Annotated in this window: 17 protein-coding genes; all 17 read left to right on the top strand. The window is 29.8% G+C overall.

Annotation, left to right across the window (positions count from 1 at the left end; translation table 11 throughout):
• Window positions 1-24 precede the first annotated feature (24 nt).
• On the top strand, window positions 25-225 hold the full coding sequence (gene rpmE, locus CRIB_RS00255) for a 50S ribosomal protein L31 (RefSeq protein WP_071118960.1): 201 nt from the start codon (window positions 25-27) through the stop codon (window positions 223-225).
• Window positions 226-338: 113 nt separating this feature from the next.
• A complete protein-coding gene (locus CRIB_RS00260; protein ID WP_180702602.1) occupies window positions 339-923 on the top strand; it encodes a thymidine kinase in 585 nt (194 codons plus the stop codon).
• A gap of 108 nt (window positions 924-1031) precedes the next feature.
• On the top strand, window positions 1032-1931 hold the full coding sequence (locus CRIB_RS00265; protein ID WP_180702603.1) for a DUF1385 domain-containing protein: 900 nt from the start codon (window positions 1032-1034) through the stop codon (window positions 1929-1931).
• A gap of 10 nt (window positions 1932-1941) precedes the next feature.
• The gene (gene prmC / locus CRIB_RS00270; protein WP_180702604.1) at window positions 1942-2796 is read left to right on the top strand and encodes a peptide chain release factor N(5)-glutamine methyltransferase; all 855 of its coding nucleotides are present in this window, start codon (window positions 1942-1944) and stop codon (window positions 2794-2796) included.
• A gap of 42 nt (window positions 2797-2838) precedes the next feature.
• On the top strand, window positions 2839-3903 hold the full coding sequence (gene prfA, locus CRIB_RS00275; RefSeq protein WP_180702605.1) for a peptide chain release factor 1: 1065 nt from the start codon (window positions 2839-2841) through the stop codon (window positions 3901-3903).
• Window positions 3904-4121: 218 nt separating this feature from the next.
• On the top strand, window positions 4122-4802 hold the full coding sequence (locus tag CRIB_RS00280; protein WP_180702606.1) for a ZIP family metal transporter: 681 nt from the start codon (window positions 4122-4124) through the stop codon (window positions 4800-4802).
• A gap of 28 nt (window positions 4803-4830) precedes the next feature.
• Window positions 4831-5871, top strand: coding sequence for an L-threonylcarbamoyladenylate synthase (locus CRIB_RS00285; RefSeq protein ID WP_180702607.1), 1041 nt, complete (start codon window positions 4831-4833; stop codon window positions 5869-5871).
• Window positions 5872-5967: 96 nt separating this feature from the next.
• Window positions 5968-6420, top strand: coding sequence for a ribose 5-phosphate isomerase B (rpiB, locus tag CRIB_RS00290; protein WP_180702608.1), 453 nt, complete (start codon window positions 5968-5970; stop codon window positions 6418-6420).
• Window positions 6421-6432: 12 nt separating this feature from the next.
• A complete protein-coding gene (upp, locus tag CRIB_RS00295; RefSeq protein WP_180702609.1) occupies window positions 6433-7062 on the top strand; it encodes a uracil phosphoribosyltransferase in 630 nt (209 codons plus the stop codon).
• 631 nt (window positions 7063-7693) lie between these two features.
• A complete protein-coding gene (locus tag CRIB_RS00300; protein WP_180702610.1) occupies window positions 7694-7921 on the top strand; it encodes an AtpZ/AtpI family protein in 228 nt (75 codons plus the stop codon).
• Window positions 7922-7925: 4 nt separating this feature from the next.
• A complete protein-coding gene (locus CRIB_RS00305; protein WP_180702611.1) occupies window positions 7926-8315 on the top strand; it encodes an ATP synthase subunit I in 390 nt (129 codons plus the stop codon).
• 2 nt (window positions 8316-8317) lie between these two features.
• Complete coding sequence (gene atpB / locus CRIB_RS00310; protein ID WP_180702612.1) at window positions 8318-9022, top strand: F0F1 ATP synthase subunit A; 705 nt, start codon at window positions 8318-8320, stop codon at window positions 9020-9022.
• Window positions 9023-9085: 63 nt separating this feature from the next.
• Window positions 9086-9331, top strand: coding sequence for an ATP synthase F0 subunit C (gene atpE, locus CRIB_RS00315; protein WP_180703618.1), 246 nt, complete (start codon window positions 9086-9088; stop codon window positions 9329-9331).
• Between the two features lie 97 nt (window positions 9332-9428).
• A complete protein-coding gene (gene atpF / locus CRIB_RS00320) occupies window positions 9429-9929 on the top strand; it encodes a F0F1 ATP synthase subunit B (RefSeq protein ID WP_180702613.1) in 501 nt (166 codons plus the stop codon).
• On the top strand, window positions 9926-10468 hold the full coding sequence (locus tag CRIB_RS00325; RefSeq protein ID WP_180702614.1) for a F0F1 ATP synthase subunit delta: 543 nt from the start codon (window positions 9926-9928) through the stop codon (window positions 10466-10468). The genes atpF and CRIB_RS00325 overlap by 4 nt, the downstream gene beginning before the upstream one ends.
• A 15-nt stretch (window positions 10469-10483) precedes the next feature.
• A complete protein-coding gene (gene atpA, locus CRIB_RS00330; RefSeq protein ID WP_180702615.1) occupies window positions 10484-11986 on the top strand; it encodes a F0F1 ATP synthase subunit alpha in 1503 nt (500 codons plus the stop codon).
• Between the two features lie 27 nt (window positions 11987-12013).
• A complete protein-coding gene (gene atpG, locus CRIB_RS00335) occupies window positions 12014-12877 on the top strand; it encodes an ATP synthase F1 subunit gamma (protein ID WP_180702616.1) in 864 nt (287 codons plus the stop codon).
• Window positions 12878-12889 lie beyond the last annotated feature (12 nt).

A 12889-nucleotide genomic window follows, 5' to 3' on the forward strand; every position in this document is an offset into this window, starting at 1 on the left:
AGAATAACGAAAGAGGTGAATAGAATGCAAAAAGATATACAACCAAAATACGAAGCTATAGAAGTACGTTGTGCTTGTGGAAACACATTCAAAGCAGGTTCTGTTAAGGATGAAATAAAAGTTGAAATATGTTCTGAATGCCATCCTTTCTATACTGGAAAGCAAAAGAATATAGAAGCTGGTGGAAGAATAGACAAGTTCAAGAAAAGATTCAAAATGGACTAGTCTTCATAAAAAGAGGAGTTGGGAAACCAACTCTTCTTTTGTTTAATTACTGAACTTATATGTAGTAATACATCACAAATATATGACAATTAATTCATAGGGGGGTACTAGGCATGTATAGACCAGTAAATCACGGATATATAGAAACTATAATAGGTCCTATGTATAGCGGTAAAAGTGAAGAACTAATAAGAAGATTAAAAAGAGCTAAAATAGCAAAACAAAACATAGTTGTATTTAAACCTCAAATAGATGATAGATATAGCAAAGAAAATGTTGTTTCTCATAGTGGAGATAGTATAGAAGCTATACCTATAAGTAATTCTAATCAAATATATGATTATATAGATGAAAAAACTCAAGTGGTAGGTATTGATGAAGTTCAATTCTTTGATGATAATATAGTTGATGTAGCTATAGATTTGGCAGATCAAGGAATAAGGGTTATTACAGCTGGACTTGATATGGATTTTAAAGGAGAGCCTTTTGGACCAACTCCAAGGCTTTTAGCTGTATCTGAATTTGTTGATAAGATACAAGCTATTTGTTCAGTTTGTGGACAACCTGCTACAAGATCTCAAAGATTAATAAATAGTAAGCCTGCAAGATACAATGATCCTATAATACTTGTAGGAGCAGTGGAAAGTTACGAAGCTAGATGCAGAAAGTGTCATGTAGTATATCATGAAGATAAATAAGTTTATTGATAAATCCTTTTAAAGTTTTACTTTAAAAGGATTTTTTGTATTATAATAAAAGTATAGATATATAATATAAATTAAATTTTTATTTAAAGAGGTGGGTAAATGAGCGACATATCTGTGGGAGGCCAAGCTGTTATAGAAGGTGTAATGATGCAATCTAAAGATCAAAGGGCTATTGCAGTAAGAAAAAGCGATGGAAAAATAGTTTTGAAAAAGAATAATATTAAAAGTTGGATAAATGAAACAAAGATAAATAAAATACCCTTTTTAAGAGGTTCATTTATATTACTAGAAACTATGATAGAAGGAGTAAAAAGTTTGAATTTTTCATCTGAGTTTTTTATTGAAGATGGAGAAGAAGATGCTTTTGATAGATTTATAAAAAAGATATTTAAAGATAAAGCTAATGATGCAATAATAGGTATATCTTTACTACTATCTCTATTATTTTCTGTAGGTATTTTTATACTTATACCAACAACAGTTGGGGGTATATTTTCAAAAATAATTGATAATAAGTTAATACTTAATCTAATAGAGGGAATAATTAGACTAAGTATCTTATTTGCATACATAGTTATAATATCTCAAAATAGTGATATTAAAAGAGTGTTCCAATATCATGGAGCTGAACATAAATCAATACATTGTTATGAAAGTGGATTAGAATTAACAATAGAGAATGCTAAAAAATTTACGACACTTCATCCTAGATGTGGAACAAACTTTTTATTTATAGTTATGTTTACGTCAATAATATTATTTTCTTTCTTCGGATGGCCTAACCCATTAGTTAGAGTCATTATGAGAATACTATTTATTCCAATAGTTGCAGGTATATCTTATGAAATAATAAAATTTCTTGGGAAATATAATAATAAATTTACTAAAATTGTCGCATACCCTGGTATGATGTTACAAAAATTTACAACAAAAGAGCCAGATGATGAACAATTAGAGGTTGCATTAACTGCTTTAAAAGCTGTAATAAATGAAAAATAAAGGAGATAATATGACAATAAGAGATATAATCATTAAATACTCTCAAGAGTTAGAGAAGATAAGCGATACTCCAAGGCTGGATGTAGAATTATTTTTACAAAAGGCTCTTGGAGGAGTTGATAGAATTTATATACATTTAAATTTAAATAAAGAACTTACAACAGAACAATATGATGAATTTATAGAATATATAAATGATAGAATTAATGGAAGACCAGTTGCATACATAGTAGGTAATAGAGAATTTATGGGATTAGACTTTTTTGTTAAGGAAGGTGTTTTAATTCCTAGACCTGACACTGAAACATTAGTTGAAGAAATAATAGATCTTTGTAAAGATAAAAATGAAGAAGTTGATATACTTGATATCGGTACTGGATCTGGAGCTATTACTGTAAGTTTGGCTAAATATATAACAAATTCAAAAGTAATGTCTTTTGATATATCAGAGATACCTCTACAAGTAGGAAAAATAAATGCTATAAATAATGATGTAGATAATAAAATTGAGTTTGTTAAGTCAGATGTATTTAGTGCAATAAAAGATAAAGAAATACAATTTGATGTAATAGTGTCTAATCCACCGTATATACCTAAAAAAGATATAGAGACTCTTCATACACAAGTAAAGGATTATGAACCATACAATGCTCTTGAAGGTGGAGAAGATGGACTTGATTTTTATAGACAAATAACTAAAGAATCCATAGACTATTTAAAGCAAGGTGGTATACTGGCATATGAAGTTGGACATGATCAAGCTGAAGATGTATCGGAAATAATGAAGTCTTATGGATATACTAAAATATACAAAAAGAAGGATATACAAGGCATTGATAGAGTTGTTATAGGTTTTAAACTATGATATAATCAAAGAATTGATATTGACAAATAAAGAGGTGAAAATATGCTAAAAAAGTTAGAAGTACTAGAAGATAAATATAAAGAGTTAACAGAAAAAATAAGTGATCCAGAAGTAATAAATGATCAAAAAACTTGGCAAAAATACATGAAAGAACATTCAGATTTAGAGCCAATAGTAATGAAGTATAGAGAATATACAAATGTATTACAAAGCATAGCAGATTCAAAGGAAATATTACAAGAAGAATCGGATGAAGAATTAAGAGAGTTAGCTAAAATGGAATTATCAGAGATGGAAGACATGGTTGAGCCATTAGAAGCAGAGCTTAAGATATTATTATTACCTAAAGACCCTAATGATGATAAGAACGTTATCGTTGAGATAAGAGGTGGAGCAGGTGGAGATGAAGCAGCTCTATTTGCAGGTGATTTATTTAGAATGTACTCTAGATATGCAGAGAGAAGAAGATGGAAAATGGAATTATTAAGTGCAAGTGATACTGGTGTCGGTGGATATAAAGAAGTATCATTCTTAATAAAGGGTAAAGGTGCATACTCAAGACTTAAGTATGAATCAGGAGTTCATAGAGTTCAAAGAATACCTTCTACTGAATCAGGAGGAAGAATTCATACATCAACTGCTACAGTTGCAGTTTTACCAGAAGTTGAAACGGTAGAGGTAAACATAAATCCAAACGATTTAAGAATAGATGTATTCCGTTCTTCAGGAAATGGTGGACAAAGTGTAAATACTACTGACTCTGCGGTAAGGATAACTCATATACCAACAGGAGAAGTAGTTTCTTGTCAAGATGGTAAATCTCAGTTAAAGAATAAAGAACAAGCACTAAAAATATTAGTAGCTAGATTAAATGATAAAGCTATAGCTGAGCAAAATAAAGATATAGCAGCGGAAAGAAAGAGTCAGGTTGGTACAGGAGATAGATCTGAAAGAATAAGAACTTACAACTTCCCTCAAGGAAGAGTAAGTGACCACAGAATAAACTTAACATTATATAAGTTAGATTCATTCTTAGATGGAGATATCGATGAAATGATAGATGCTCTAATAACGGTAGATCAAACTGAAAAAATGGCATCAATATAAATCCCTATTAATCTAGGGATTTTTTTGAGCAACTTAAATTATTTTGATGCTTTAAATAATTTTAATTAATATCAGTAATTTATTTTTTAGTAAGAAAATTAAGGTTTTAAAAGATTAGATAAATATAGTTTAAGTAGATTAAATTTTCTATAATAACTTTGGTAATGTTATCTCCATGTAAAGTATATAATGTTATATACAATACAAGGGGGTAGAATATGATACTTAGAATAACTATAATAGGATTACTTGCTGGCGTTATTGGTACAGGTCTTGGTGGAATTATATCTGCACTATTTAAAAGAAATATTAACAGATATCTAGATTTCTTTATGGGCCTATCCGGGGGAATAATGCTTGCTGTAGTTGTATTTGACTTGATGAAAGAGTCTATGAATGAAATGGGCGTATTATCTACTGTAATATTTACATTTGTAGGCGTATTATTAACTATGTTTTTAAAAACAAAACTAGATATGTCTAAAGAAATGAAGACAGGGTACCTTATATTTATAAGTATATTGCTACATAATTTACCAGAGGGATTAGCTATAGGCTCATCTTTTATGTCTACTGAAACATTAGGTATGACACTTGCAATAGTAATAGGCATACACAATATTCCAGAAGGGTTAGCAATGGCATTAAGTTTAGTCGGAACTAAAATGAAAATATCTAAGGTTATTTTATTTACAATAATAGCAGGAATACCAATGGGAATAGGAAGTTTTATAGGAGCCTATTTCGGGGGTACATTTCATTCATTGATAGGAGTATTTCTTGCATTAGCGGCAGGTACAATGATGTATGTTGTGTTAGAAGAGATATTTCCAAAGTCAAGAAGTTTATATTGTATAATAGGTTTTTTAATTGGGACAATAATTGTATATTACATCTAAAAATGAGATGAAAGCAGGTATACTAAAGATGAATACTATAATAAGTAAAATAGATATAAATAATATAGATGAAAATGAGCTAAAGAAACAAGCAGAATTATTAAAAGAAGGAAAAACAGTAATATTTCCTACAGAAACTGTATATGGATTGGGAGCAAATGCTCTAGATGAAAATGCTGTAAAAAAGATATATGAAGCTAAAGGAAGACCTAGTGATAATCCACTTATAGTACATATATATAATAAAGACGAAGTATATAATCTAGCAAAGGGTATAAATGAGAAGGCTGAAATTATAATGAAACATTTCTGGCCAGGACCTATAACTATTATATTAAATAAAAAGGATATAGTTCCATATAAAACAAGTGGTGGACTAGAAACAGTAGCTATAAGAATGCCATCTCATTTAATTGCTAGAGAGATAATAAAACAAGCAGGTGTTCCTATAGCTGCTCCATCTGCAAATATTTCGGGAAGACCTTCTCCTACTAAAGCAGACCATGTTTATGAAGAAATGAATGGAAGAGTTAGTGGGATAGTTTTGGGTGGAGATAGTAATTTTGGTTTAGAGTCAACAGTAATAGATGTAACAACAGAAACTCCTATGATATTAAGACCTGGGAGTATAACTAAAGAAGATTTGGAAAAAGTAATAGGTGAGGTTTTAATAGACCCTTCTTTAGCTAAGAAAGAAGATAATGACAAAGCTAAAGCACCAGGTATGAAATATACACATTACTCACCAGATGCAGATGTATATATTGTATCAGGGGATGAACGTGATGTTATAGATAAAATAAATTCTCTTGTAGAAAAAAATAAAGAGGATGGTTTAAAAACAGGGGTAATGTGTTTAGAAAAAAATAAACATAATTATAAAGGTGAAGTTTTATCTTTAGGGAATAGTTTAGAAGAAGTAGCAAGTAATTTATTTGATGCGTTAAGACAAATGGATAAAATGAAAGTAGATATAGTATATTCAGAAGAATTTCCAACAAGCGGATTAGGACAAGCTATAATGAATAGACTTTTAAAATCAGCAGGATATAAAACTATAAAAGCTTAGAAATATATCTATAAAAACATGAACAAATAATGTATAATAGTGTAAGATATATTTTATAATATAAACAATGTAAATATAGTTGGAGGTATTGTACATATGAAAATAGGATTAGCTAGTGACCACGGAGGATATAATTTAAAATCAGAAATAATAAAACATCTGAAAGAAAAAGGGATCGAATGTGTAGACTATGGACCAGATAATTCTCTAGAGTCAGTTGATTATCCTATATTTGGTGAAAAAGTTGCAAATGCTGTTATATCTAAAAAAGTAGACTATGGAATAGTGTGCTGTGGAACAGGAATAGGGATATCTTTAGCTGCTAATAAAGTTCCAGGTATAAGATGTGCTGTTGTGTCTGATGTATTTTCAGCAAAGATGTCTAAGGCTCACAATGATGCCAATATGCTATCTTTAGGAGAAAGAGTATTAGGAAGAGGATTAGCTTTAGAGATTGTAGATGCATGGATAAATACAGAGTTTGAAGGAGATAGACACTCAAAAAGAGTTAATATGATAAAAGAAATAGAAGAAAGATACAATAAGTAGGAGGCATAACTAATGAGCAAAGTAATAGTAACAGATCATCCATTAATACAACATAAATTAACATTAATGAGAGATAAAAACACAGGATCAAAAGATTTTAGAGAACTTTTAACAGAAATAAGTATGCTAATGGGATACGAAATAACTAGAAATGTACAATTAGAAGAAATAGAAATAGAAACACCAGTAATAAAAACAAAATCTAAGGTTATAGCAGGTAAAAAGTTAGGAATAGTACCTATATTAAGAGCAGGTTTAGGTATGGTAGATGGATTAGTAAGTTTAACACCAGCAGCTAAAGTTGGACATGTTGGACTATATAGAGATCCAGAAACGTTAAAGCCAGTAGAATATTACTGCAAACTTCCTCAAGATATTGAAGAAAGAGAAATGATAATAGTTGACCCAATGCTTGCTACAGGTGGTTCAGCAGTTGCAGCAATAGATGTGCTAAAATCAAGAGGGGCAAATTCTATAAAGTTAGTTAATTTAGTTGCAGCTCCAGAAGGTATAGCAGAGGTTCAAAAATATCATCCAGATGTAGATATATATGTAGCTGCTATAGATGAAAAGTTAAATGATCATGGATATATAGTACCAGGATTAGGAGATGCAGGAGATAGATTATACGGAACGAAATAATTTTTATATAAAAAAAGGAATTTAATAATAAAAAAAGAATCTATATGTATAGATTCTTTTTTTATGTAATTATTGTGTTGTAAATTTATATAAAGGTGTAATTAATAAAATATATTTCTATTTAATTAGCTATAAATCAAACAGAGTAAAATTATAATTTTTACAAATTATAATATTGATTGAAACTGAATGTTAAAAGTAAAGATTTAAGAATTAATATAATAGATTAAATATAAATACAATATACTTAATTAATAATTTAAGTTAAGTGTATTATATATAATTTTAAGTTAAAAAAAGCAGTTATAAAAAAGAAATATAAGAATATAAATTTAAATATGATTAAGAAATAGCCATAAATATTAAAAATTATAAATGTTTTTTAAAGTGTTTTTGTGATTTACTTAATAAGAATAAAAAATGCTCGAATTACCATAAAAATCGAGCATTTATATGAAAGTATTTCATAAAAATTCAAATTGAATCAAAAATAATAAAATAGTTTCAAAAAATATAAAAGTATGATAGAATGAGATAAAGTTAAAACAAAGCTTTAATTTAAATATAAAATTTATAAAACATGATTTTTATTACATAAAATTATACTCTTTTAGAGAGGATATACTAGTCGATGAATAATAAAAGAACATATATGGAAATTGCTAATATGCTTTCTTTAATAACGCAGCTTGGGCTTATGGTATTAATTTGTATATTAGGTTGTACATTTATAGGAAAGTTTTTGGATTCTAAGTTAAATACATCTCCGATATTAACATTAATATTTATGTTATTAGGTATAGGGGGAGCATTTATGGGAGTATATAAGACTTTAATTGCATATACAAAAAGGAAGTGAAGTTATGGACAATAAACTATATGAAGAAATTAAAAAATTAACAAAGGGAATTGTAGTATATGATTTGTTAATATTGTTAGGTTTAGCGATAACTTTTAACCTTAACAAACAGATGGTATTAGGTTTGGTATTTGGAACATTAATAGCAGTACTTAATCTTAAGTTGTTAGCAATAACAATAAATAAAACTGTATCTATGCCATCGACAAAAGCTCAAATATATTCATCTAGTCAATATTTGATTAGAATGGCAATAATGGCAGTAGTTTTATTTGTATCTGCTAAAGCGCCTCACTTGAATATAATTGGAACTGCGATAGGATTACTATCTACTAAATTTGTTATTTTAACACAAAAACTATTAATAGAAAAAGTGAAAAGAAAGGAGGCATAAGAATGAGTCAAGCAAAATGGGTTTGGTTTTTTGGAAACTTCAAGTTAAGTGAAACTGTTGTAGTGAGTTGGATAATAATTGCAGCTTTAGCTATAATATCATTTTTACTAACTAGAAATCTGAAAAAGGTACCCACAAGTAAAGTTCAAATATTCTTAGAGTTTGCAATAGGTGGTCTTGATAAAATGGTTAAGAATACTATGGGTGAGAAAACAGTAAAAAGAATGCCTAATATTGTACCATACATAGGAAGTTTGTTTTTATTCTTTGCGTGTTCTAACTTAATAGGATTATTAGGATTTAGATCTCCAACTACAGATTTAGATACTACATTAGCGTGGGCAATGATAACATTCTGTATGATTTACTACGCTGGAGTTAAGTTCCATGGACTTAAGTATTTTAAGGGATTAATGGAACCAATACCTTTTTTATTACCATTAAACATAATAGGAGAGGTAGCGAAACCTATATCATTAAGTTTCCGTCCATTCGGGAATATACTAGGTGGAGCAGTTATAATGGCATTACTATATCAATTTTTAGGATGGTTATCAACATTGATACCAGGTATTTCAATACCACTAGGTCAATTAGTTATACCAGTGCCATTACATTTATACTTTGATTTATTTGCAGGATTACTACAAGCATTCATATTTATAATGTTAACAATGGTGTTTGTTGGAAATGCAGCAGAAGAATAAGTAATTAATCTAAAATAAAATAAATAAAAATTTAAAAATTCGAGGAGGAAAAGAAAAATGGATATGAATACAGCAATAATAGCAGCAGGTTCAGCTATAGGAGCAGGTCTTGCAGTTATAACAGGTATAGGAGCAGGTATAGGTCAAGGTTTTGCAGCAGGTAAAGCAGCAGAAGCAGTTGGGAACCAACCAGAAGCAAAAGGGGATATAACTCAAACAATGTTACTTGGAGCAGCAGTAGCAGAATCAACTGGTATATATGGACTAGTTATAGCTATAATCCTTTTATTCGCTAACCCATGGATATAATATAATTTTATAGAAGAATTTTAAAATTTTTCGCAATTAGGAGATGGTAAGACCATCTCCTAATTATAAATGGTTATTAGTGGAAAGGAGGATACATATGGAATTTAAGCCGCTAATAGGTATAACATATGAATTTGTATTTCAACTTGTAAATACTTTCTTAGTGTTTTTCCTTTTAAAGAAGCTATTATTTAAACCAGTATTAGGGATAATAGAAGCTAGAGAAAAAGATATAAGAGAGAATTTAGCGCAAGGAGAAAGAGCTAAAAAAGAAGGTTTATCTTTAAAATCAGAATATGAAGAAAAATTAAACTCAGCAAAAGAGCAAGGCCAAGAAATAATTAAGCAAGCAACTTTAAGAGCAGAGCAAAAAGAAAATGAAATAATAGTTACTGCTAAACAAGAAGCAAACCAATTAAAAGAAAAGGCTAGCAAAGATGTAGAACAAGAAAGACAAAAAGTTATGAATGAAATAAAGAATGAAATCTCTAACATAGCACTTTTAGCTGCATCTAAAGTTATTGAAAAAGATATAGATTCTAACAAACATAAAGAGTTAATAGATAACTTTATAAAAGAGGTGGGCGAATCTAAATGATAAATATAATAGCAGATAGATATGCACAGGCTTTATTTGAAGTTGGGGAAGAAACTCAAACTACTAGTGAACTATATCAAGAATTAAGTGAATTAGTAGACATACTTAATGAAAATAAAGATTTATATAATTTCTTAAAATCACCTTTAATTGGTAGAGAAGATAAGAAAAATGTAATGCAAAATATATTCAAAAATCAATTAAGTGATAGTATGAATAATTTCTTAAAAGTAGTTATAGATAAAGACAGAATGTCGACTATAGAGTATATGAAAGAATCATATAAAAGCTTATTGAATGAGAAGAATAATATATTAGAAGGAACTGCAATAACTGCAGTTAAGTTAACTGAAAAAGAAATCAAAGATTTAGAGAAGAATCTTTCTATAAAATATAATAAAAATGTTACTTTAAATAATATAGTTGATGAAACTATATTAGGAGGAGTTTTAGTTAAACTTGGAAATGAAGAGATAGATGGAACTGTTAGAACTCGTTTATCTAAAATGAAAAACCAATTATCTCAAGTAATATCTTAGAATGGCGGTGAACCCATGAATTTAAGACCTGAAGAAATAAGTTCAATAATAAAAGAACAAATAAAAAATTATGAAAATAAAGTTGAATTAACAGATACAGGAAGTGTTTTAAAAGTTGGAGATGGTATAGCTAGTGTTTACGGACTAGAAAATGCTATGGCTGGAGAACTTTTAGAATTCCCAGGAGAAGTTTACGGAATGGCTCTTAACCTTGAAGAAGATATGGTTGGGGCAGTTATGCTTGGTGATGACCAAGGTATAAAAGAAGGCGATGTAGTTAAAAGAACTGGAAATGTAGTTTCTGTTCCAGTTGGAGATGCCTTAATAGGAAGAGTTGTAAATGCATTAGGTCAACCAATAGATGGAAAAGGACCTATAAATACAAATAAAACAAGACCAGTTGAATCTGAAGCTACAGGAATAATGGCTAGAAAATCTGTTCATCAACCACTTGAAACAGGAATAAAAGCTATAGATGCCATGATACCAATAGGTAAAGGTCAAAGAGAGCTTGTAATAGGGGATAGACAAACAGGTAAAACATCTATATGTATAGATACAATACTTAACCAAAAAGGTAAAGATGTTATATGTATATATGTTGCAATAGGACAAAAGCGTTCTACAGTAGCTCAATTAGTAAACACTTTAGAAAAAGGTGGAGCTATGGACTATACAATAGTAGTATCTGCTAGTGCTTCTGAATCTGCACCACTTCAATTCATAGCACCATATGCTGGAGTTGCAATGGGTGAAGAATTTATGTTTGAAGGAAAACACGTATTAATAGTATATGATGACTTAACTAAGCATGCAGTTGCATACAGAGAAATGTCATTATTACTTAAGAGACCACCAGGACGTGAAGCTTATCCTGGGGACGTATTCTACTTACACTCAAGATTACTAGAAAGAGCTGCTAAGTTATCAGATGAATTAGGTGGTGGTTCTATAACTGCGTTACCTATAATAGAAACTCAAGCTGGAGACGTTTCTGCGTATATACCAACTAACGTTATATCTATAACAGATGGACAAATATACTTAACTCCAGAGTTATTCTATGCAGGTATAAGACCAGCAGTTGACCCTGGTATATCAGTATCAAGGGTTGGAGGTTCTGCTCAAATAAAATCAATGAAAAAAGTTGCAGGACCATTAAAGCTTCTTTATTCTCAATACAAAGAACTTGCTGCGTTCTCTCAATTTGGATCTGACTTAGACGAAGATACTAAGAAGAGACTTGCACAAGGGGAAAGAATAGTTGAGGTATTAAAGCAAGGTGAACATCAACCATTAAAAGTTGAAAACCAAGTTATGATAATACATGCAGTTACAAATGATTTATTATCTGATATACCAGTTAATAATATAGCAAGATTTGAAACTGAATTATTCCAATTTATAAATATGAATTATCCAGAAATAGGAAAGAAAATTCTTGAAAATGGAGATTTCACTCAAGAATTAACTAACGCTATAAAAGAATTTAAGAAAAAGTTTGTTATAGAAGCGTAATCCTTTTAAAAAAAGGAGGTAAACACAGTGGCAGGAGCTGGAATGAAGGAAATCAAAACTCGTATTAAAAGTGTTGAGAGTACTAAACAAATAACTAAGGCTATGGAACTTGTATCTTCATCTAAATTTAGAAAAGCTAAAGAAAGAGCTGAAAGTTCAAGACCATACTTTAATACTTTATACAACACCGTTCAAGATATAGCTAAAAATACGAGCAATAGTAAAAATGTATTTCTAAAAGAAAGAAAAGTTAATAACGTATGTTATATAGTAGTAGCCGGTGATAGAGGGCTAGCTGGAGGTTATAACTCTAATATTTTAAAAGCGGTGATTGCTCATAATAAATTAGGTACAGGAAAAGTTATACCTGTAGGTAAAAAAGCTAAAGAGTCTTTAAGTAAAAGAGGCTATGAAGTTATAGATTATATAGAATCTGTAGAGAAATGTGTTTATGAAGATGCAAATAGAGTGGCTCAAGCTGCTATGGAAGCTTATAAAAATGGAGATGTTGATGAGGTTAACCTTGTTTATACAGAGTTTATATCTGCCTTATCACAAGAACCTAAGATAGTAAAATTATTACCAGTTACAATAGATAATACAAAGACTGAAAAAGAAGTTAAAAAAGGCAAAGCTGCAGTTCAATATTTACCTTCAGCTGATGCAGTACTTGGGTATGTATTACCTAAGTATGTATCGGGAAGTGTATATGGAGCGATAGCAGAATCTTTTGCATCAGAACAAGCTGCAAGAAGAACTGCTATGGAATCAGCTACAGATAATGCTAATGAAATGATATCGAAATTAGAATTAGTATACAATAGAGCTAGACAAGCTGCGGTTACTCAAGAGATATCTGAAATAGTTGGAGGCGCAGCAGCGGCTGAATAATAGGGAGGTTAG

The organism is Romboutsia ilealis (assembly GCF_900015215.1).
GTDB classification, from domain to species: Bacteria; Bacillota; Clostridia; order Peptostreptococcales; family Peptostreptococcaceae; genus Romboutsia; species Romboutsia ilealis.